Origin of the sequence: Psychrobacter glaciei (assembly GCF_014652895.1) — a bacterium.
Lineage (GTDB): Bacteria > Pseudomonadota > Gammaproteobacteria > Pseudomonadales > Moraxellaceae > Psychrobacter > Psychrobacter glaciei.
Genome location: NZ_BMZR01000003.1, coordinates 153897 through 175500 on the forward strand (window position 1 = coordinate 153897; position 21604 = coordinate 175500).

At 43.3% G+C, this 21604-nt stretch carries 18 protein-coding genes; 13 read left to right on the forward strand and 5 right to left on the reverse strand.

Features of this window, described 5'->3' with window-relative positions; genetic code table 11:
• Nucleotides 1-145: 145 nt before the first annotated feature.
• The 6 genes from IE130_RS08295 (at nt 146) to IE130_RS08320 (ending at nt 5923) form a co-directional block, all read left to right on the forward strand.
• On the forward strand, nt 146-1261 hold the full coding sequence (locus tag IE130_RS08295; RefSeq protein WP_189584409.1) for an FAD-dependent oxidoreductase: 1116 nt from the start codon (nt 146-148) through the stop codon (nt 1259-1261).
• 270 nt (nt 1262-1531) lie between these two features.
• Nucleotides 1532-2530 carry an arsenosugar biosynthesis radical SAM (seleno)protein ArsS gene (gene arsS, locus IE130_RS08300; protein ID WP_189584412.1) on the forward strand — a complete coding sequence of 333 codons (999 nt, stop codon included), beginning with the start codon at nt 1532-1534 and terminating at the stop codon, nt 2528-2530.
• Nucleotides 2531-2542: 12 nt separating this feature from the next.
• Nucleotides 2543-3388 (forward strand): DUF547 domain-containing protein, encoded by an 846-nt coding sequence (locus IE130_RS08305; protein ID WP_189584415.1) that lies wholly within the window; start codon nt 2543-2545, stop codon nt 3386-3388.
• Between the two features lie 14 nt (nt 3389-3402).
• Nucleotides 3403-4116 carry a TIGR04283 family arsenosugar biosynthesis glycosyltransferase gene (locus IE130_RS08310; protein ID WP_189584418.1) on the forward strand — a complete coding sequence of 238 codons (714 nt, stop codon included), beginning with the start codon at nt 3403-3405 and terminating at the stop codon, nt 4114-4116.
• 17 nt (nt 4117-4133) lie between these two features.
• Nucleotides 4134-4781 carry a TIGR04282 family arsenosugar biosynthesis glycosyltransferase gene (locus IE130_RS08315; protein WP_189584421.1) on the forward strand — a complete coding sequence of 216 codons (648 nt, stop codon included), beginning with the start codon at nt 4134-4136 and terminating at the stop codon, nt 4779-4781.
• A gap of 98 nt (nt 4782-4879) precedes the next feature.
• Nucleotides 4880-5923, forward strand: a complete 1044-nt coding sequence (locus IE130_RS08320; RefSeq protein WP_189584425.1) for a methyltransferase domain-containing protein — start codon at nt 4880-4882, stop codon at nt 5921-5923.
• A gap of 368 nt (nt 5924-6291) precedes the next feature.
• Here the strand turns inward: IE130_RS08320 and mtnP are convergent, their stop codons facing one another.
• Both mtnP and IE130_RS08330 read right to left on the reverse strand, forming a co-directional pair.
• Entirely contained in the window at nt 6292-7185 is an 894-nt protein-coding gene (mtnP, locus tag IE130_RS08325; RefSeq protein WP_189584438.1) for an S-methyl-5'-thioadenosine phosphorylase, read from the reverse strand.
• 397 nt (nt 7186-7582) lie between these two features.
• Nucleotides 7583-8059 carry a GFA family protein gene (locus IE130_RS08330; RefSeq protein ID WP_189584441.1) on the reverse strand — a complete coding sequence of 159 codons (477 nt, stop codon included), beginning with the start codon at nt 8057-8059 and terminating at the stop codon, nt 7583-7585.
• A 486-nt stretch (nt 8060-8545) separates the two neighbouring features.
• Here IE130_RS08330 and IE130_RS08335 point away from each other — a divergent pair, with 486 nt between their 5' ends.
• The 3 genes from IE130_RS08335 to IE130_RS08345 are packed head-to-tail and all read left to right on the forward strand — an operon-like array spanning nt 8546 to nt 12105.
• On the forward strand, nt 8546-9568 hold the full coding sequence (locus tag IE130_RS08335; RefSeq protein WP_189584442.1) for a TAXI family TRAP transporter solute-binding subunit: 1023 nt from the start codon (nt 8546-8548) through the stop codon (nt 9566-9568).
• Entirely contained in the window at nt 9546-10091 is a 546-nt protein-coding gene (locus tag IE130_RS08340) for a DUF1850 domain-containing protein (protein ID WP_189584445.1), read from the forward strand. The genes IE130_RS08335 and IE130_RS08340 overlap by 23 nt, the downstream gene beginning before the upstream one ends.
• A 10-nt stretch (nt 10092-10101) precedes the next feature.
• Nucleotides 10102-12105: a TRAP transporter permease gene (locus IE130_RS08345; RefSeq protein WP_189585246.1), complete on the forward strand. Its 2004-nt coding sequence runs from the start codon at nt 10102-10104 to the stop codon at nt 12103-12105.
• Nucleotides 12106-12249: 144 nt separating this feature from the next.
• On the opposite strand, the gene lipA is transcribed toward IE130_RS08345, so the two are convergent.
• Complete coding sequence (gene lipA / locus IE130_RS08350; RefSeq protein WP_189584448.1) at nt 12250-13296, reverse strand: lipoyl synthase; 1047 nt, start codon at nt 13294-13296, stop codon at nt 12250-12252.
• A gap of 368 nt (nt 13297-13664) precedes the next feature.
• On the opposite strand from lipA, the gene acnB reads away from it, so the two are divergent.
• The 3 genes from acnB to IE130_RS08365 all read left to right on the forward strand — a co-directional run bounded on the left by acnB (nt 13665) and on the right by IE130_RS08365 (nt 18314).
• A complete protein-coding gene (acnB, locus tag IE130_RS08355; protein WP_189584451.1) occupies nt 13665-16268 on the forward strand; it encodes a bifunctional aconitate hydratase 2/2-methylisocitrate dehydratase in 2604 nt (867 codons plus the stop codon).
• 393 nt (nt 16269-16661) lie between these two features.
• Nucleotides 16662-17480, forward strand: a complete 819-nt coding sequence (locus IE130_RS08360) for a hypothetical protein (RefSeq protein WP_189584454.1) — start codon at nt 16662-16664, stop codon at nt 17478-17480.
• 390 nt (nt 17481-17870) lie between these two features.
• A complete protein-coding gene (locus IE130_RS08365; protein ID WP_227676171.1) occupies nt 17871-18314 on the forward strand; it encodes a PACE efflux transporter in 444 nt (147 codons plus the stop codon).
• Nucleotides 18315-18433: 119 nt separating this feature from the next.
• Here IE130_RS08365 and IE130_RS08370 read toward each other — a convergent pair whose 3' ends face one another.
• A complete protein-coding gene (locus IE130_RS08370; RefSeq protein ID WP_189584457.1) occupies nt 18434-19231 on the reverse strand; it encodes an enoyl-CoA hydratase/isomerase family protein in 798 nt (265 codons plus the stop codon).
• 352 nt (nt 19232-19583) lie between these two features.
• Here IE130_RS08370 and IE130_RS08375 point away from each other — a divergent pair, with 352 nt between their 5' ends.
• On the forward strand, nt 19584-20396 hold the full coding sequence (locus IE130_RS08375; protein ID WP_189584460.1) for an alpha/beta fold hydrolase: 813 nt from the start codon (nt 19584-19586) through the stop codon (nt 20394-20396).
• A gap of 112 nt (nt 20397-20508) precedes the next feature.
• Here the strand turns inward: IE130_RS08375 and IE130_RS08380 are convergent, their stop codons facing one another.
• Nucleotides 20509-21600 carry an HpcH/HpaI aldolase/citrate lyase family protein gene (locus IE130_RS08380; RefSeq protein ID WP_189584463.1) on the reverse strand — a complete coding sequence of 364 codons (1092 nt, stop codon included), beginning with the start codon at nt 21598-21600 and terminating at the stop codon, nt 20509-20511.
• Nucleotides 21601-21604: the final 4 nt, after the last annotated feature.

Here is a 21604-nt window from a genome sequence, read left to right on the forward strand (position 1 = left end):
AATTTAATCACAAAGCCTTAGCAGGTCAATATTATTTACTGAATCGTCGTTATCGTACAATAGTCTTGCTTTAAATGCTTTTAACTTATGTTTTAATTTCTATTGCCAAGCCATTCAAAAACTATCAAAGACACTGAGCGATGAGATGCCCACAAAAAAAATGCCTGTAAAAAAACTGCTGTTGGCAGGTGCTGGTCATGCGCATATTGGCTTGTTGCGTCGACGCTGTATAACGCCTTCCATCAAATTAGATATCACATTAATCAGCGCACAGCCGCAGTTTGTTTACTCTGGTATGTTGCCTGGTTGGATGGCGGGACATTATACTTTAGATAATATCCGTATCGATATAAAGTCACTCTGCTCTCAAGCAGGTGTGCGCTTTATTCAGCAGCCAATCACAGCAGTAGACGCTAAATCTCAGCAAGTCATGACCACTGACGATAGGCATTATAGCTATGATGTATTGTCATTAAACACCGGTGCAGATACCGATATGCGCTGGTCACATAATGCTGAGACGAGTAGCGTTATTGCTATTAGGCCATTATCAGAATTTATCACACATTGGCAGCAGATTCTGACGGATGCTCGACAATCTAAAAAGTATCAACTGGCTATCATTGGGGCTGGAGCGGCAGCGATAGAGTTGGTCATGGCTGCTCAAGTCGCGCTACAGCAAATCAATACTAACCATCAAGTGATACTGGTGTGCGGTGAGCATCTTTTATCGGGATTTAATCCGCGTTTTCAGCAGCGTGTTATGAAGCAGCTATATCGCCATGGCATTAGGATGGTTCAGGAGCGCGCAACAGGTTATCGTGATGGTCAGCTGTCAACCGCTACTGATTCGTTAACGATGGATGCGGTTATCGCTGCTACTGGCGTGATGGGGTCGGCATGGACAGCCGCTACTGACTTGCAAACCATTGATAATGGTTTTATCGCTGTCAATGCCCTGCAACAGAGCGTCTCCCATCCGAATGTGTTTGCTGTCGGCGATGTAGCCACGCGAGTGGATGAAGACATGGCACATTCGGGAGTTCATGCGGTACGTGGCGGTGCTATAGAAGCTGATAATTTGCTAGCATATCTGAGAGGTGAGCCTATGCAGAACTATCAGCCCAAAACACGTACGCTATATTTATTGTCTTGCGGCGATAAATACGCTATCGGCAGTTGGGGCAAGTTTAGCGTGCAAGGTCGCTGGGTTTGGTATCTAAAGCGGAAAATCGACAAGCGCTTTATAAATGCAAAATAACGCTTTTGACCCGCTTTATAATTTACATTTGACCATGATATTTCCTTTTTAATAGAAATACTAGGGACATAATACGGTATCATTGATTAGTTAAACTGGAAAGAAAGAATAAATTGATTAGTAACTTGTCAATAATAGCTATGATTTCTATTGTGGTTTAATGATGATACTCAAGATTTTTCATTATCAATGAGTTTGTATGACTACTGAGACTGAGTCAAAACTGACTTAATCTGCTAATAAAATGCTACTGAATGGATTCAATAATTTATGAAATCTACCATTGAACTACTCGAATTTACCGATTTTCCTGCTATCAAACGCCGTCAACTGACGATATTACAAGTCAATATGGGCTACTTATGCAATATGTCTTGCGTCCATTGCCACGTGGCTGCCAGTCCTTATCGGACAGAGATGATGTCGCGTGAGTTGGTTGAGATGATACCCAAAGTGCTGCAAGCGCAAAATATTGATACGCTCGATTTGACGGGCGGTGCACCTGAGATGCATGAGGACTTTAAGTATTTGGTAAAGGCGGCTCGTGCCCTAGGTGTCAAGGTAATAGACCGCTGTAATCTGACTATCCTCATGGAAGATGGGTATGAGGACATGGCGCAGTTTTTAGCAGACAATCAAGTTGAAGTGGTGGCATCCTTACCTTGTTATTCCTTAGAAAATGTAGACAAACAGCGCGGTAAGGGCGCGTTTGATGACAGTATATTGGGACTGCAAAAGCTCAATGCCTTAGGTTATGGCAAGCCTGATTCAGATTTGACATTGAATTTGGTCTATAACCCACAAGGTGCCACGCTGCCGCCCAATCAACAGCAGCTTGAAGCGGACTATAAGCGCGAGCTAAAAGAGCATTTCGATATTGAGTTTAATCAGTTGTTCGCTTTGACCAATATGCCGATTCAGCGTTTTGGCGCGGTGCTGTTGGCCAAAAACCAATTCCACCCATATATGGATTTGCTCAAAGAAAATTACGTGGCTGCCAATTTAGCCGAAGTCATGTGCCGCTCGACCATCAGTGTCAACTGGTTGGGTGAATTGTTCGATTGCGACTTCAATCAGCAGTTAGAGATTCCTGTACCCAATAAGTCGCGTCAGCACCTAAGCGATTTGCTGACTCAAAACCCTTCTGGTGACGTCATCTCTATTGCTGACCATTGTTATGGTTGCACAGCAGGACAGGGGAGTAGTTGCGGTGGCGCGCTAGAAGAAGAGACAGCAGACCAGACGATAGAAAACACCTCATCGATTTAAACGGAGTCATTCATGAATATTTTTGATAACATCAGTAAGAGCACAAGCAGTTTTTCAAGCAGTCGTTTAATGATCAAAACGGCAGTGGCCACTTCTATATTATTGGCCAGTGTCGCCAGTTATGCTGATTTCAATCATAGCACTTGGGACAGCTTACTCAACAAAAACGTCACTATGACCAATGGTGGCAAAGCCTCTGTCGTTAATTATAATGGCATGAAAGCGGATAAGAGCAAGCTTGATAGCTATATGGCGGCCACTAGCAAAGTCAGCCAGTCAGAATTCAATCGCTGGAGCAAAGACGAGCAATTGGCATTTTTGATCAATGTCTATAACGCAGGTACGGTAGAGCTAGTGTTGACCAAGTATCCTAGCATTAAGTCGATTAAAGATATCGGTGGGATATTTGGCTCGCCATGGAAACAAGATTTTGTCACGCTACTAGGCAAAAAGCGCTCGCTCGATGACATCGAACACAATCTAATCCGTGGCTCCAAACGCTACAATGAACCACGTATTCACTTTGCGGTGAACTGTGCTAGCATTGGCTGTCCAGCCTTGTTAGATGATGCTTTTACAGGCAGCAAGTTGGATAAGCAATTAGAGCAAGTAACCAGTAAGTTCTTAGCCGATAGCAGCCGCAATCGTCTCAAAGGAGGCACACTTGAGGTATCGCCAATCTTTAAATGGTATAAAGAAGACTTTGAGTCGAATTGGCGCGGCACCAAAGATTTAGAAGGATTTTTAGCTCGCTATAGCTCGTCTTTAAGTCTTGATAAATCGCAAACGGCTGATCTAAAAGCAGGTAAAACGAAGATTGGTTATACCGATTACAATTGGAATTTGAATAAAAAGTAAGAATACGGCCAACTATGACAGCGACGGTTTCTATCATTATTCCAGTACTCAATGAGGCAGATAATTTGCCTCATCTGTTTGCAAATATAGACAGCCTAAATCCAACACCGCAGCAAGCTATCTTGGTCGATGGCGGCTCAAACGATGACTCTATCGGCATAATTCAAAGCTTTATTAAAGAGTTAACGCTCGATAATTATCGTAAAGTGGATTGGCAAATGATTGAGTCCAAAGCAGGGCGTGCGCAGCAAATGAATTCAGGTGCCGCATTAGCAACTGGCGATATTTTGCTATTTCTACATGCTGATACGCAACTGCCAACCCAAGCTATTGCAGAAGTAACAACTGCTATAAAACACTCAGAATGGGGTCGTTTCGATGTGCAGCTGAATAGCCGTCAGCCGATGCTTTGGCTAGTAAGTCGAATGATTAATTGGCGCTCACGATTGAGCAGAATCGCTACGGGCGATCAAGCTATTTTTATCAAGCGTAAGCTTTTCGAACAAATCGGTGGTTATCCTAAACAGTCGCTGATGGAAGATGTCGAATTATGCAAGCAGCTAAAAGGTGTTGCCAAACCTGCTTGTTTGAAAAGTAAAGTTATCACCTCGGCCAGACGCTGGCAGCAATATGGCACTTGGCGGACGATTGTCTTAATGTGGCATTTACGTTTTGATTATTGGTGTGGCGTGTCGGCTGATAACATTAGAGCGCGCTATTATAAATAAAAGAATAAACGCTTACCATGAATCAAAAATCACAAATTTGCATCATTCTTTTTGCCAAATTTCCCGCACAGGGTATGGCAAAGACTCGTCTGCAACCAGCGCTTGGCATTGAAGGTGCCGCGCAAATGGCACGGCAACTGCTGCTGCATAGCATAGAACAGGCCGTTGCTACTGGCTTTACAGTTGAGCTATGTGTTAGTCCTGCGCCAACTGATCCTTGCTGGCAAGCGCTTGATTTGCCTGACTCACTGCAATGGTCAGCGCAAGTGGAGGGTGACTTGGGTTTTCGTATGCTGGGAGCCAGTCAGCGAGTATTGAAGAGTTTTGAAAAGGTTTTATTAATTGGTACGGATTGTCCTAGCCTCACGGTAGCGCGTATTCAACTAGCAGCACAGCAGCTAGATCAGCATGATGCGGTCATGATTCCTGCATCAGATGGTGGTTATGTGTTGCTCGGATTTAAACAAGCGGATAAAAGTCTTTTTTCAAATGTCAGCTGGAGTACGGCTAGCGTGGCTGCGGTGACTAGGCAGCGCTTTGCAACATTAGATTGGACACTCGCACTATTATCACCTTTACATGATATTGATGAGCCTGAAGATTTGCAGTATTTGCCAAATGGCTGGCTGGATTCTCACGTCAATATCAAGGTCGATGACAGCTGATAAGCGTTTCAATAAATTGGCTAAAATAGTGCGGCTATATTTATCAAAGTCATCACTAAGACTTTCAACTGGACTGTACATTTAATAAGGATATTGTTATGCAGGACGTGGTTCAGGATTATTATGGTAAACAGCTACAAAGCACTGCTGATTTAAAGACCTCGGCGTGTTGCGATATTAGTAATATGCCTGAATGGCTCAAACCGCTGCTGGCTAATATCCATAATGACGTCTTGAGTCGTTATTATGGTTGCGGATTGGTTTGTCCGGCGTTACTTGAAGGCTGCCGTATTTTAGACTTAGGAAGTGGTTCGGGCCGCGATGTCTATGCACTAGCGCAATTGGTTGGCGAGACGGGGCATGTGGTCGGTATTGATATGACCGATGAGCAATTGGCAATCGCAAGACAGCATCAAGACTATCATGTCGACAAGTTTGGCTATGATAATGTGACTTTTATAAAAGGCTATCTTGAAAAGTTAGATGAGCTAGCGTTAGCAGATAATAGCTTTGATATTATCGTCTCAAATTGCGTCATCAATTTATCCACTGATAAAGCCGCAGTGATGGCCAATGTGCAGCGTTTACTTAAGCCCGGTGGAGAGTTTTATTTTTCTGATGTGTATGCTGATCGCCGTATCCCGCAACACCTAATCGACGATCCTGTCCTTTATGGAGAGTGTTTGAGTGGTGCCTTGTACTGGAAGGACTTTAGCCGTTTGGCAAGAGGCGCAGGATTTTTAGACCCGCGTCTGGTCGAGGATCGCCCACTTGAGATTACTGATCCCGCATTGGCGGCAAAAATTGGCGATATCCAGTTTTTCTCTGCCACTTATCGTTTGTTTAAGATTGCAGCGCTCGAAGATGCTTGCGAAGATCATGGTCAAGCGGTGATATACAAAGGATCTATCGAGCAATCTTCTCATCGTTTTGATCTGGATAAGCATCATGCTATTGAGGCGGGTCGAGTATTCCCTGTCTGTGGCAATACGTTTCGAATGCTACAAGAATCTCGCTTTGCACCGCATTTTGAATTTATCGGTGATGACAGTCGCCACTACGGTATTTTTGCAGGTTGCGGCGAACTGATGCCATTTAATCAGTCTGTAACGCTAGCATCTGAGCTGGGCGGCTGTTGTTAGTGTCAAAGCTGTGTATAGTCAGTGAAAAGTAATATCGACACATGACGTACTGCTGATATCAATTTTTCTTGCTTACTGTGCCTGCGCAGACAGAGGCTACAAAAAATTGATATCAGCAATACCGTAGCGTTTTTAGGATACTTTGACTATAGTTAGCGTACGTTGCAAATATACGAGCTAAAATCCTAAAAAAGGCCATTAATTCAAGTTAATGGCCTTTTTGTATGTGCATGTTTGTATGTGCATGTTTGTATGTGCATGTTTGTATGTGCATGTTTGTATGTGCATGTTTGTATGTGTATGGGAATTTAACACTTTGCTGTCTGTCATTATTTCAGACAAGCATCTATCGATACACTTTTGAATATTTAGTACAGCAATGCAGCAAGTCTGGTTTTGGTCTGCTCGTCCATCACGTTCACAGGCGTTACCAGTGCTTGGGCTAAGGCATTATGTGCGATTGAATTCGGCAGCTCGGCGGCAATCAAAGCGACCGCTTCCTTGATTACTTTCTGAGCGTTTTCGGCATTTTTCATCAGGTTTTTTATGGCGTAGTCCGCACTGACTGCTTCTTCGGTAGGATGCCAACAATCAAAATCTGTCACCAAGGCCAACGTAGCATAAGCAATGCTGGCTTCACGTGCCAGCTTGGCTTCTGGCATATTGGTCATGCCGATAATACCTGCCTGCATTTGCCGATACCACTGGGACTCTGCACGAGTTGAGAACTGTGGTCCCTCGATACAGACATAAGTTGCCTGTGAGTGACATGCTCCCTCAAAAATATCTGCTTTGTCGTAAGCTCGCTCTAGGATATCTGCTAGGGCAGGACATAGTGGCTTTGCCATCGATACATGAGCGACTGCGCCTTCACCAAAAAACGTACTGACTCGCTGCTTGGTCATGTCAATCATTTGATCGGGTACGACCATATCTAGCGGCTCAATATGCTCTTGTAAAGAACCGACTGCGGATACTGATACGATATAGCGCACGCCTAATGTTTTTAGTGCATAAATATTGGCGCGATAAGGGACTTCAGACGGGATGAGTTTATGACCTTGACCATGCCGTGTCAAAAAAGCAACCGTCACACCCTCTAATTCACCAAGGACAATATCATCAGAAGGGCTACCATAAGGCGTCTGTATGGTAACGTTGCGTCTATTGGTGAGTGATTGCATTTGATAGAGACCACTGCCGCCAATGATAGCAATGTCGGCAGAGTGTTTTTGCGTGTTTTCTACTGCAATTGAAGTCATATCAGGTTCCAAATGATAGCTAGTAAAAGTCGTAAAAGCTGGTGTTACTCGCTTTTTCCTCAAAATATAGATAATAACAAAGGTCTTGGTAAACGGATTTTTTATAAGGGGTTTTACATTCTAAATATAGCCACTAACGTTTAGGGCGTGTTGAACATTCACAAATAGGCACTGCTGATTGCGAAAACTGTTCTAGACAAGGCGTAAAACGACGGTAATGCTCATGCCTTAACTAGGTTTACAACGCAGCATAGGACAGTTTTCGCATCAGCTCGAAGAGACAGGACTATTTTTTGCCATTTCATGGTTAAAAGTAGACGCTTAGAATGACTAAACTTACTGTTTTTAACGTCGAACTGTCTAAAAAATAGTCTCTGTCAGTGCCATGGTCGAATGTTCAACACGCCCTAGTGACTCTCTTATACATACCTTGAGCAAGCGCCTTAACTGTCATCGCCTGACTTTGTACAAAGCCATTGCACTTAGGCAGGTCATCATCCATATCTTGGACTCGGCGATTATAAAATAGATGCATGCTAGGTTCAGGTAGCGCGGCGACATTAGGGAGATTTGTCGTGGGTATTAATATGAGGTTTCCGCCCACTGCTGTTTCTATACTGGGTTTATTGCAGCGCGTACACAGCCCGCGGCTAATATTTGGCGGAAGTTTCCAACGGCGGAATTTGGTTCTAATCAGGTTTAACTTACTCACATCCGATTTGAGTAAAATCGTTACATCATTATACGCTTGGCCAGTGAATTCTTGGCAAATAGTACAGTGGCAGATAAAGCGGCCGATGGGCTTATTATTGATAGTATAGGTGTTGCTAGAACAGGAGCAAGAGCCTTCCTGTGGTATAAATTCGCTGCTCATTGGTCAATCCTTATCAACAAAGTTGTTATTATTTATCATACTCAAAACATAGCACTATCTTAGCTTACTATAGTCGGTTCAAGATGATTTAGATACAATAAAGGCGTGTGAAAGTACTACAGATAGTAGACTGACCCCTTGTCCAATTTGTATAGGATTGACTGCACTATAAGTATTATTGAGGGTAATCACAAATACCCTTATTTCTGTTTGGGTAATGATAAAGGTTTACACTCGGTCTAATTTTTGTTTAAATAGTTTAACTAATGAAACTTTGTTCCGCTTGGCAGAACATGCTAAATGCCCGTCAATTAGAAAAATTACTATTTTTGACTCAAAGCGCTTTATTTATAAGGTTTTGAGAGAAGGTAGGCTACGGTTTATTTATGACAGGAATTACTATACTATTATAGGTCTGTAACGCATTAACATTTAAATGTTGATGCCGTTAGATGTATTAAACTGATTATTTCAAGGATGAATGCAATGCTCAAATTTACAAAATCTCCGTTATTTTTATCAGCGATGTTAAGTGCCACTCTAGGCCTAACCGCATGCTCATCGCCAAGCTCAGAAAGCACTGACAGTACGGAAACAGACAGTGCTGCCACCGAGGCCACTGCTGCCGACAAGCTGGATACCAAATTTCTTACCATCGCCACAGGCGGGGCATCTGGTCCTTATAACATCATTGGGACGTCATTGTCCGAAATCTATGTCAAAACTTTTGGGGTCAACTCAAAGACACAAACCACGGGCGCATCAGTCGAAAACGTCAATCTATTGACCCAAGGTAAAGTCGATATGGTATTGGCGCTCAGTGATGTGGTCACGGACGCAGTCGAAGGTAAAAATAACTTTGATAAGCCGATCGCTAACATTCAACAAATTGCTGTCTTGTACCCTAATGTGGTGCAAATCGTCACCACCAAAAAATCCGGTATCAAAAGCATTGAAGACTTACGAGGCAAGCGCATCGCTGTAGGCGATCAAGGCTCTGGAACGGAAGTAAATGCGCGAACTTTATTAGAAGGGTTTGGCATCACGTATGATGATGTCACAGTCGATTATTTGGGCTTTTCTGAAGCGGCTGATGGTATGAAAGCAGGTAAAATTGAAGCGGCTTTCTTTAGCAGTGGTCTTCCGAACTCTTCATTGATGGAGCTAGAGCAGGGCTTAGACTTGCAATTGATTACCATCAACCAAGACAAGCTAAAAGAAATCATTGCGACCAAGCCTTACTTCAAAACCTTTGAGATTCCTGCTGGCACGTATGGCAACGAAACTGCCATTCCAACCGCAGCAATCATGAATGCTCTGTTGGTTAGCTCTGATCTATCTGAAGCTGATGGTTATAAGTTAACCAAAACATTATTTGAGAACTTGGAAGGTCTAAAAACAGCACACCAAGCGGCAAATGATATCAGCTTAGAGACTGCCCGTGAAGGCATGGTCGCCCCAATCCATCCTGGCGCTAAAAAGTACTATGACGAACAAGCAGCCAAATAATTCATTATGGCTATCAACTGGCGCAGCATTTATTGCCGCGCTGGTTTTTTTTACGCTATGGATGGGCTTTGTTCTCCAGCCTGTGGTCGAAGTGCGGATCAAAGGGCTAGAGGGGTCTGACGATAAGGTGTGTTACTTCGTCGAGCCTGATTTTCAGCTACGCTGGATACATTCTGTAGAAAAGCAATGGTGGGAGGAGCAATACCAACGTGAGAGCGATGGCCTGCTGCTGACCACCACGTATTTTGAAGCTTTTGGCGCAGGTACACCCTCAACCGAAGCGCTTGCTCCCATACAAAAACCTGGCTATCTGGGTTATCAAATCAATGAAAAGCTCCCCAACCTAAATTGGATCGTATCCAGACTGACCAAAGGCGAGATTGATTATGGCGACCACCGTGTTTTGATTCACCAGATGGTGCCGGACTATTCTGAAGTGGTGATCATGCCTAAGACGTATGGTTTAATTGATAGACTTAAAAAGGACTTGTGTCATGAACTCCCAAGTGACGGATCACGGTAGCGTAACTACCATGCCAGACGCTGATGTTGATAAAGATGCTGAGGCAGATGCGATCAATAAAGCGGTATTGGAAAAATATGACCGAGAGTCAATCACGCGTCATATCACCCAAGGACCAGTGAAGTATCTCATCGCTGGAATTTGTATACTCTATTCCCTTTTTCACTTATATATTACTTTTAATCCGATGCCAGCATTGCTACAACGCTCTGTACACGTGGGTGTGGGTTTTGCATTAATATTCTTGATTTTTCCTGCTAGCAAAAAAAGTAGCCGAAAAAGTGTGGCATGGTATGACTGGATTTGGTTTGCGCTGTCTTTATCTGGCATGGGCTATCTGATTTATGAGTATCAAGACATTGTGACCTCGCGTGGCGGTATGGCAAATCAGGTCGATGTGATATTTTCACTGATTACCGTGGTCTGTGTACTAGAAGGCAGTCGCCGAATCACTGGTTGGATTTTGCCGATATTAGCAGGGATATTTTTGGCGTATCCGTTTGTCAGTCATTTGGACTTTATGCCTGATAGATTATTAACTCGTCCTTATGACATGGGTGATATCTTTGGTCAATTGTTTCTAAAAACGGAAGGCTTATATTCGGTTGCGATTGGTGCGTCGGTTACTTTTATTTTCTTGTTCATTCTCTTTGGTGCGTTCTTAGCACGCTCAGGAATGGGACAGTTATTTAATGATTTGGCGCTGGCCATCGCTGGTCACAAAAAGGGTGGGCCTGCAAAAGTAGCGGTCATCTCTAGTGGTTTTATGGGCAGTATTAATGGCTCTGCGTTATCGAACGTGGTCAGTACTGGTGCCTTTACCATTCCGTTGATGAAAAAGGTTGGCTACCACAAAGATTTCGCTGGTGCAGTTGAGGCGAGTGCCTCTGTTGGCGGGCAGATATTGCCACCGATTATGGGCGCGAGTGCGTTCATTATGGCAGAGACCACAGGCTTACCTTATAGTACGATTGCGTTGGCAGCATTACTACCAGCGATTTTGTATTACTTGGGCGTCATTGCGCAGGTGCATTTTCGCGCTGGACGTCGTGACTTAAAAGGCATTGCTAAAGAAAACTTGCCAGCGGTAAAAGAGGTGCTAAAAGCGCGCGGTCATATGCTATTACCGATTGTCTTTTTGGTTTTCTTATTAATCAGAAATGTCCCTGTCGGTTATGCAGCTGCTTATACCATTGGTTTTACGGTTGTAGTCAGTATGCTGCGAAAAGAGACTAGAATGGGCTTTTCCGACATTTTGGGGGCATTAGAAGATGGCGCTCGCCAATCGCTTGCCGTGATGGCTGCTTGTGCGGTCGTCGGTATTATCATCGGGGTCGTGAGTCTGACCAGCTTTGGTACGGTCATGACGTCATCTATTGTCACATTAGGCGCAGGGTCTTTATTCTTTACGCTTATTTTAACGATGTTAGCCTCGATGGTCTTAGGTATGGGTCTACCGTCTATTCCTGCCTATATCATTACCGCGACGATGGCAGCGCCTGCATTAGCAGGTTTTGATATTCCAATTTTGTCAGCGCACATGTTTGTTTTCTATTTTGGTATCTTTGCCAACATTACACCGCCTGTATGTCTGGCAGCCTTTGCGGGCGCGGGTATATCCGGTGGCGATCCGATGAAAACAGGATTCTTATCGCTGAAACTAGCTTTGGCCGGATTTATCGTGCCGTTTATGTTTATCTATAACCCAACGATGTTAATGATAGATCCAACGGGTCTGGCAGTTACGGCTAAAGATTTCCCACTGCCGCCTATTATCGATATCATCACGGTGGTAGTGACTTCAGTGACGGGTGTCATCGCGTTAAGCTCGGCACTCGAAGGATACTTCAGAGGCGGTATGAATACACTGACTCGTGTCATCTTGGCTATTGGTGCTTTACTATTGATTTATCCTGAGATTACCACTGGTATCGCAGGTGGGATTATTGTCCTTGGTATTGCTATGTTGAATATAAAAACGAACGGAAAGCCAACGCCAACTTTAACTGTTTAAAGCGTTGGCTTTGAAGGCTTTACAAGTTTATTAAAGTCACAAAAAAAGGGTGAATAACAAATCTGTTATTCACCCTTTTTTTGTTCTTAGGAGATGTCTTAGCAATTGTCTTAGCGACTAGTCTCACATTACTTTATTGCTAAATTAGCAGCCAAGTTTGCCTTCAGCTTCTAATGCTTTTTTGCTACGAATTGGTGCAGGGCAATCTTCGCCATAGTATTGACGATCTGCAAAGTAGCTTGAGCGTACCATTGGGCCTGCCCAAATGCTAAAGAAACCAATTTTTTTGCCGTAGTCCATATAGCGTTGGAACTCATCTGGATGAACATAACGATCAACGGGCGCATGATTTTTACTAGGCTGTAGATACTGACCAACCGTAATCATGTCTACATCATGGGCTTTTAGATCATCAAGTAGTGCATAAATCTCTTCTTCGGTCTCACCAAGGCCGACCATAAAGCCACATTTGGTAGCGATATCTGGACGACGCTCTTTATACAGCTTGAGCAAGTCGAGTGAGTGCTGATAATCAGAACCCGGACGGAACGCTTTATATAGGCGTGGCACGGTTTCGATATTGTGGTTAAAGACATCTGGCGGCGTTTCAGTTAGCAAGTCTAATGCTACTTCCATACGACCACGGAAATCAGGAACCAATATTTCAATCAAGCAGTTTGGGCTGAGCGCTCTGGCTTCATTAAGCACTTCAACAAAATGAGCAGCACCGCCATCTTTTAAATCATCGCGATCGACTGAGGTAATAACTGCATACTTCAGTTTTAGACCTAAGATCGTCTCAGCCGTATGACGAGGTTCGTCGGCATCGAGATTGTTAGGGCGACCATGTCCGACATCACAGAACGGACAGCGACGGGTACAGATATCACCCATAATCATAAAGGTGGCCGTACCATCAGCGAAGCACTGTGGCAAGTTTGGACAAGCCGCTTCTTCACAGACGGTATAGAGCTTTTGCTCGCGTAGCGTTGCTTTGATGCGAGCCACTTCAGCAGGTGATGACATTTTGACCCGAATCCAATCTGGCTTTTTCTTCGCCTCGATGGTTGGGATCACTTTAATTGGGATACGTGCAACTTTATCGTAGCCACGTAGTTTTTCTCCCTGAACTGCTTTTTTGGGTTTAGCTTTGGCAGCAGGAACGTGTGTTTGTACGGCTAATGAGCTCATAGTCTTATCCTAAACCCTGATAATCCTAAACCTTTGTAGGATAAGGGTTTTGTTTATTATTTTCTAAGAATAGGTCGTAAAATTCGTATAGCGATTATAGCAAATCTCAGTCTAAATTTCATCCAACCGTTTTATAATACTGTTATTGATTTTTCAGCATTGAAACAGGCCAAGTAACCGTATAAAAATACCTTATATTTTTTTAATAAATATTGACTATGGAGGCGGGAAAGCGCTTTGCTGGTTAACATTTTGCCCATTTTAAGCTATATTAGCGGGGATAATTATTCCATTTGGTACATAGGCGCAGGCTGTCATGCTGACTACCCACGTATTGTGCTAATCCCCAACTAACGAGGACGACTATTGTGTTAGAAGCTTATCGTAAACATGTCGAAGAACGTGCTGAGCTAGGAACGGTTCCGCTACCACTGAACGAAAAACAAGTAGCAGAGTTGGTTGAACTTTTAAAAACGCCACCTGCAGGCGAAGATGCGTTCTTGATGAACTTGCTAGAAAACCGTATTCCTGCTGGTGTTGACCAAGCTGCTTACGTTAAAGCGGCGTTTTTAGCGGCGATCCTTAAAGGTGAAACATCTTCACCGCTTATCAGCAAGCAAAAAGCCGTTGAAATTCTAGGCACCATGCAAGGTGGCTACAACGTGCAGCCATTGGTTGCCGCACTGGATGATAAAGAAGTTGCACAAGACGCAGCTGAAGCACTGAAAAAGACGTTGCTAGTATTTGATGCGTTCAATGACGTGACTGAAAAAGCAGAAGCTGGCAATACCATCGCAAAAGAAGTTGTTCAATCTTGGGCTGACGCTGAATGGTTCTTGAACCGTGCTGCCGTACCAGAAAAGACCACTTACACAACGTTTAAAGTCACTGGCGAAACCAACACCGATGACTTGTCACCTGCGCAAGATGCATGGAGTCGTCCAGACATCCCATTGCATTCATTAGCCATGCACAAAAACTCTCGTGACGGCATCAATGCTGATGACGAAGGCGTTGTTGGCCCAATGAAGCAGATCGAAGAGCTGAAAAAAATAGGTCATCAATTGGCTTATGTTGGTGATGTCGTCGGTACAGGTTCTAGCCGTAAGTCTGCGACCAACTCAGTACTTTGGTTAATGGGTGATGATATCCCTAACGTGCCAAACAAACGTGGCGGCGGTCTAGTACTTGGTAACAACATCGCGCCTATCTTCTTTAACACCATGGAAGATTCTGGCGCATTGCCAATCGAAAAAGTGAATGTTGATAACCTAAACATGGGTGATGTATTTGACATCTATCCGTACGAAGGCAAAGTCACTAAGCATGACTCTGATGAAGTATTGTCTACGTTCAAGCTAAACTCGCCAACTTTGCTTGATGAAGTTCGCGCTGGTGGCCGTATTCCATTGATCGTTGGTCGTGGTTTGACCAACCGTGCTCGTGAATACATGGGTCTTGGTCATTCAGACATCTTTGCTAAGCCAGAAGAGCCAGTTGATACTGGCAAAGGCTTCACGCTAGCGCAAAAAATGGTTGGTAAAGCTTGTGGTCTAGAGGGCGTGCGTCCAGGTATGTACTGTGAGCCTAAAATGACTACCGTAGGAAGTCAGGATACCACTGGTCCAATGACGCGTGATGAGCTAAAAGATTTGGCTTGCCTAGGTTTCCAAGCAGATCTAGTGATGCAGTCATTCTGTCACACTGCCGCTTATCCAAAACCAGTTGACGTTGAGACTCAGCACACACTACCTGACTTCATCATGAACCGTGGCGGCGTCAGCTTGCGTCCAGGCGATGGCATCATCCACTCATGGTTGAACCGTATGTTACTTCCAGATACCGTTGGTACTGGTGGTGATTCACATACGCGTTTCCCAATGGGTATCTCGTTCCCAGCAGGTTCTGGTCTGGTTGCATTCGCCGCAGCGACTGGTGTTATGCCACTTGATATGCCTGAGTCTGTCCGTGTACGCTTCGTTGGCGAACGTCAGCCTGGTATCACGCTACGTGACTTAGTGCATGCGATTCCTTATCAAGCGATCAAAGAAGGTCTCTTGACTGTCGATAAGAAAGGTAAAATCAACGAGTTCAACGGTCGTATTCTTGAAATCGAAGGTCTAGAAGACTTGACTGCTGAGCAGGCGTTCGAATTGTCTGATGCATCAGCTGAGCGTAGTGCTGCTGGTTGTACCATCACCTTGTCTGAAGCGTCAGTGACTGAGTATTTAAACTCAAACATTACGCTACTTAAGTGGATGATCTCAGAAGGCTATGGCGATGCGCGTACTATCAGCCGCCGTGTTGAGCAGATGCAAGAGTGGTTGGCTAACCCAAGCCTGATGCGTGCTGATGACGATGCTGAATACACGATCGATATGACTATCGATATGAGCACGATTAAAGAGCCGATTCTTTGCTGCCCGAATGATCCAGATGATGCTAAGACCCTAGCTGACGTCGCTGGTGATACCATTGATGAAGTATTCATTGGTTCATGTATGACCAACATCGGCCATTTCCGTGCCGCTGGTAAACTGCTACAAGATGTACCAGCAGGTAGCTTGAAAACTCGTCTATGGATTGCGCCACCAACGAAGATGGATGCGCGTCAATTGATGGAAGAAGGTTATTACAACATCTATGCACAAGCCGGCGCTCGTACTGAGATGCCAGGTTGTTCACTCTGTATGGGTAACCAAGCACGTATCGCACCGAAGTCTACTGCGGTATCGACCTCAACTCGTAACTTCCCTAACCGTTTAGGTCAAGGCGCTAACGTATACCTTGCTTCTGCAGAGCTTGCAGCGGTAGCAGCGGTACTTGGTAAATTGCCAACGAACGACGAATATCAGCAGTATGCTGGCATGCTTGATAGCATGGGTGAGGAAGTGTATCAGTACATGAACTTTGACCGTATGACTGATTATACTGAAGAAGCAGACAAAATTAACGTCGCTCAGTTGACCTAATTTTGTTTAAATCTTAAGTTAAACGTTTTTAAGTTTTACAATTCTTATTTAAACAGAAACCCCGTATCGTGATGATGCGGGGTTTTTCTTTGAGTACGAAGAACTAACTTAGCTTGAAGAGCTATTTGAGCAATAAGTCTGTAAGACTTGAATTCTAAATATTGTCATAAACTGAACAAGAAACTATAGCAGACTTTCTATAGTTTCTTGATCGGTAGCTTGGCAGTGTGTAGAAACGGTTATTAAAGATACAGGCTTTTGATTCAGATATCTTGCAGAAAATGTTTGTGTAATATAAAGTATACGACATCAGTTGACGTACACGGCATATGTTTGGTTGCAACCATTCTTACATTAGTTGATAATTATTAAAACTAATTTGAGGAGGGTTTTATGACGGGTTCTAGTGAGAGTCGAAATCAAGATAGAAAGATATATGAAATGGTTAACAAATACTATTATGATATCGAGTCTATTACAGTATATTTTAAAAGTTATTGCATATTTTCAAAAAATTTTAAGCATAGAAGAGTGGCTCTTTTGATGTTATGTTTGATGTCATCTATAGCCTATCATGCAGTCATGATAGTTATTATGGAGTCATCGATCTTACAAGATGCACTTCCAATTTATGTTTATAAGAGTAAATATTTAGGTTGGATGTTGTATTTCGTATCTTTAGCTGTATACGTAGTAGTTTTACTATTCATAGATAGCAGAAAGACAAATATCCTAGAAAGTAAGTATGGCAGTAAGGATATTCAACTAGTACAAGATAAGTGGTTAGAAAACAATCTTCCTGAGAATGTTAACTCTTTTAGTTTAGTAAGCAAAAGCACTGAGTGGTTTCAGAGTTATCATAAAGTAAATCATAATGATTTTTTATCTACTGGAAAATTACTCCAAAATTCAAAAATCAATATAATCATGAAAAACGTTTTGGCTGCTATGGGATTATCTATATCAGCTAAGTTCCTAGGGGGAGCCGAAGTCTCCGAGGTGGCAAGTAAATACCCTAATGAGACAGTTTTAATAGCCTTTAATTTACTTCTTTTAATTTTTCTGTGTTTGTTTTTATACAGTATTTTTCAAGTTTTTGGTAGAAGGTTTGTCTCTGCTATAGATGGTAGGAATAGCAAAAGTTCATACAGATTTAATATTTTTAATAGAATGTTATTACATCATGTAACTCTAAAAGACTTTAAAGACTAGAAAAAACGCGACTGATGCAGTCACATACTTAACTAAATTTATCGCTAGCTTTATTAACGATAAAACTTAAGCACTTTTTATGGGGTTTAACTTCTACACCCGAATTAAGCTGACACAAATACTAGGTAAACACCCAAAAAAGTACTATCTTATCCAAAACCAAGCTCTTAGGAAGAGCAGACGTAGGCATTTTATTATTAATTAGAAATCGGCAACTTAGTAATTTCAAAATAACTCGGATGTGTTTGCTATAAGCTCAGACTGATTTTTCCAGTTATCTTCTGTATAATATAAGGGCAGGCGGAAACCGTGGCTCTGCACTCAATCTATCTTTTCTATCTCGGGACGGACCGATACTTTGATATGCACTTAGGTGCTTTGGAGTCTTGGTTGATTACTTTATCCCCACTCAAACGTCGTATCGTCTACGTGATTGTGTTTGAGATTATCGCAATTATTTCCTCTACCTTTGTATTAATGAAGCTAAGCAATAGCGATGCAGCAGACTCTCTACCCGTCGCGATGATGATATCTCTGGCTGCAATCATTTGGAACTTTGTATACAACACCGCTTTTGAGACTTGGGAGGAGCGCAGGCAGATAGCAGAGCGCACGCTGCTGATTCGTAGTGTCCATGCATTGATATTTGAAATCGGTTTGGTTTTGATCTGTTTGCCGTTATATATGTTTTGGTATCAGGTTGGTTTGCTCCAAGCATTTATAATGGAAGCCGCTTTACTCGTATTTTTCTTGATTTATAATTTTGTGTTTACCTTTATTTTTGACAAGGTATTTACCTTACCTTATCACTATAAGTCAGCATCTGCTTCTTAACCACAGACATAAACGAAAAAAGGGCTACTATATTGGCAGCCCTTTTTTTGACGCTATGAATAGTGAATTATTTGGTTAAGAATAGATTCAGCCGCCAAATTGAACAGCCTATTACCCAGTTACTTTCCCTGATAAACAGGTTTACGCTTTTCCATAAAGGCCGTAATGCCTTCTTTAAAGTCATCCGTGACTGCCATCATGTTTTGTTGTTCAACTTCCATATCAAGCGCTTCATTTAATCCAGAGAAGGCGTGAACATTAATCATATGCTTCATTGACGCCAATGCTTTACCCGGTAATTGACTCAAACGAGTGGCAAGAGCCTGCACGCTTGCGTCTAATTCATCTGCGCTGACGACACTATTTACTAAGTCTAAACGTGCCACATCGTCTGCTTTGAGCTTATCACCTAGCATCACCAGCTCAGTGGTCTTGGCAGCACCGATTAATTGATTTAGTAGATAAATACCACCAGCATCTGGAATCAGACCGATATTGACAAAGGCTTGGACGAATTTTGCATTGTCAGCGGCGATACGGAAGTCGCAAGTCAGTGCCAGATTCATGCCCGCACCAGCGACCGCACCTTCCAATTTAGCAATAATTGGCTTGTGAATATTACGCAGCTTTAAACTCACTTCAGCGACTTCACGTAGCATAAAATCAAGCTTTGCGACCAATGCCTCAGACTCCATACCGTTCTCTAGCATTTCACCGATATGACCACCACTAGAAAAATTATTATTTGACCCTTGTAGCACAATCACGCGTACGTTTGCGTCTTTATCCGCTTTATCAAGTGCATCTATCATTGCATTTTTTAATGGCGTGCTAAAGGCATTTAGGGTCTTAGGATCGTTCATGGTGATGGTAGCGATATGATTTTCGCTTTGATACTCGACTAGAGATGGTGACATCTTGGCTTTCCTTAGTTAAATTAGCTGGGTAATAGAGGATTCAAAATAGAAGCTGAGCAGGTTTTGTAACAAATAATTCACTATTGATTACTATAGCAGCTTGCTATGATTATAAAAGCAAGTTTTGTGGGCGCTTAGGACAAACCGACAGTGTGGTTTAATTTATCTCGCTGTGCTAATTCCTTAGGAGGCACAGATAAAAACGGCTCATTCAGAAATAAGACTGTTAACTGAGTGGCTGGTGAATTATGCTAAAAGAACAGTGGGAAAAGTAAAGTGTTAGAAAGACAGGGCTAAAAAGAAAAGACAGTCATACGCTTAATTTTTTAATCGATTACACAAGGAAGTTGTTATGCCAAAGATAAAAATCAATAACGCCAATATCTATTACGAAGATAGCGCCCCAAACGATACGCAAAAACCAGTCATGGTCTTTGCTCATGGGCTACTTTGGAACACTAGAATCTATGACAAACAAGTCGAGCACTTTCAGGACAGCTATCGCTGCATCGCTTTTGACTTTCGCGGACAAGGTCAGTCGCAAATTACCAAAGACGGCTACGACATGGATACTTTGGCAGATGATGCTATTGGTCTACTAGCAGCGCTCGAGATAGACAGCTGTCATTATGTCGGTCTATCGATGGGCGGCTTCGTTGGACAACGCATCGCTATCAGAAAACCAGAGCTGCTAAACTCATTGACCCTAATAGATACTTCGGCTGATGCTGAAGACCCTGATAATATTCCTGGCTACAAAAAGCTCATTACGGCTATTCGCTGGTTGGGTATGAAAAGGGTGAGTAAAAAAGTCATGCCTATTATGTTTGGCAGCACTTTTTTGACAGATAAAGCCCGTAAAACCGATCAAAAAGAATGGTTGGCGATGCTCAACGGTAATCGCAAAGGTGGCGTCGTCAAAGCCACGATGGGAGTCATCGAACGTGACGCTGTCTATGATCAGCTCGATAGCATCACGACGCCTACTTTAATCATCGTTGGTGATGAGGATGTCGCTACTCCTTACGACAAAGCTGAGCGTATGCACTTCGCCATCGATGGCTCTAAGCTTGCGATAATAAAAGGCTCTGGACATACTTCAACGGTAGAAGAGCCTGAACAGGTGAATAAAGTGCTCAGTCATTTCTTGACGAGCTGTGTATGATAAATACTGCTAACTCATAATAATAAAGACGCCGTTATCATTGACTTGATAACGGCGTCTTTGGTTTCAATGCTAACTAAGCTAGAGCTCTAGGCGTGATGTGTAGCTAGAGCTACAGTCGCGATGCATAGTCACTATGACCATCATTGATGATGCCGAATACGTCGGCACGATTGACGATTTCGGTTGCCCATGCACGATGTGTGGCAGGCTCTAGCATGGTGTTGTTGTATTTAAACACCGCTTTGGCTTCGCTATGCAATATGGCTTGTGCCTCATCTAACGTGCTCATCGGCACACAGTAGGCCTGCTGGACTAAAGCGATTTGGCTAGGATGGATGACTGTTTTACCGACTAAGCCCAAGCTGACATCTCGGGTCAGCTCTTGCATAAACAGCGTTGGCTGATCTAAGTACTCAAAGACCGGCGCAGTGAGGTAAAAGCCATGCGGCACGAAGCAGCCAAGCAGCTGATAAACAAGAGTACCGATAGGGGTGTCATAGACAATACTGTTCTTAGGACGACGCAAGCGCAGCGCGGCAAACAAGTCATTGCCGCCGATACGTAGCGCAAAGACTGGCTGGCTAAAGGCTTCTTTAAAACCAATGGCCAGTTCTTGATTGTGATGCGGGTTAAATAGGGCAGCGGTCTCAAGCGTGGGCATGAGCAACTGATCGATGCTGAGATTCTGACAGGCCATCCGCCAGTCGGATAAGCTATACATATCGACTTTGGGCATGACGAAGCCGTCGATAAGATCTATATGAGTATAGTCTGCCAGTTGTTGCAACATCATCGGATTGCGCGGGCGTATAAAGACCAGTGGGCGCGTCGGATGCTGGTTTTTTTGCTCTGACTGTTGTTCTGATTGCTGCTCTGATTGAATGCCAGATTCTCTTGACGGATCATTGATACTATCGACGTGTATCGCCCAAGTATTGAGCAGGGTTTGCAGTCGTGTCAGTGCCAGCTCGACATCGCTGTGACTAACGGCATCTTCTAGGCAGATAATAATACTATTAATCGTTGGTAATTTATCACGCTTAATAACTTGCCAAATATCTTGGCGAGTAGCAGGCATATAAAGGCTTGCACCCAGCTGATACGGATGATGAGTACTGGGCTTGACCATCACATGCCGTTCAGTGATGAGATGCGCATAAGACTGAGTATAGTTATAAAGGTTTGATTCGTTGTTTGACATAATT

Bases quoted from the DNA above. Each gene is read 5' to 3' on its own strand.
- IE130_RS08320 (WP_189584425.1), top strand. From the start codon at position 4,880: ATGCAGGACGTGGTTCAGGATTATTATGGTAAACAGCTACAAAGCACT.
- IE130_RS08370 (WP_189584457.1), bottom strand. From the start codon at position 19,231: ATGTCACCATCTCTAGTCGAGTATCAAAGCGAAAATCATATCGCTACC.
- IE130_RS08310 (WP_189584418.1), top strand. From the start codon at position 3,403: ATGACAGCGACGGTTTCTATCATTATTCCAGTACTCAATGAGGCAGAT.
- IE130_RS08340 (WP_189584445.1), top strand. From the start codon at position 9,546: ATGACGAACAAGCAGCCAAATAATTCATTATGGCTATCAACTGGCGCA.
- IE130_RS08330 (WP_189584441.1), bottom strand. From the start codon at position 8,059: ATGAGCAGCGAATTTATACCACAGGAAGGCTCTTGCTCCTGTTCTAGC.
- IE130_RS08375 (WP_189584460.1), top strand. From the start codon at position 19,584: ATGCCAAAGATAAAAATCAATAACGCCAATATCTATTACGAAGATAGC.
- lipA (WP_189584448.1), bottom strand. From the start codon at position 13,296: ATGAGCTCATTAGCCGTACAAACACACGTTCCTGCTGCCAAAGCTAAA.
- IE130_RS08315 (WP_189584421.1), top strand. From the start codon at position 4,134: ATGAATCAAAAATCACAAATTTGCATCATTCTTTTTGCCAAATTTCCC.
- arsS (WP_189584412.1), top strand. From the start codon at position 1,532: ATGAAATCTACCATTGAACTACTCGAATTTACCGATTTTCCTGCTATC.
- IE130_RS08380 (WP_189584463.1), bottom strand. From the start codon at position 21,600: ATGTCAAACAACGAATCAAACCTTTATAACTATACTCAGTCTTATGCG.
- IE130_RS08345 (WP_189585246.1), top strand. From the start codon at position 10,102: ATGCCAGACGCTGATGTTGATAAAGATGCTGAGGCAGATGCGATCAAT.
- IE130_RS08305 (WP_189584415.1), top strand. From the start codon at position 2,543: ATGAATATTTTTGATAACATCAGTAAGAGCACAAGCAGTTTTTCAAGC.
- IE130_RS08295 (WP_189584409.1), top strand. From the start codon at position 146: ATGCCCACAAAAAAAATGCCTGTAAAAAAACTGCTGTTGGCAGGTGCT.
- mtnP (WP_189584438.1), bottom strand. From the start codon at position 7,185: ATGACTTCAATTGCAGTAGAAAACACGCAAAAACACTCTGCCGACATT.
- IE130_RS08335 (WP_189584442.1), top strand. From the start codon at position 8,546: ATGCTCAAATTTACAAAATCTCCGTTATTTTTATCAGCGATGTTAAGT.
- IE130_RS08360 (WP_189584454.1), top strand. From the start codon at position 16,662: ATGACGGGTTCTAGTGAGAGTCGAAATCAAGATAGAAAGATATATGAA.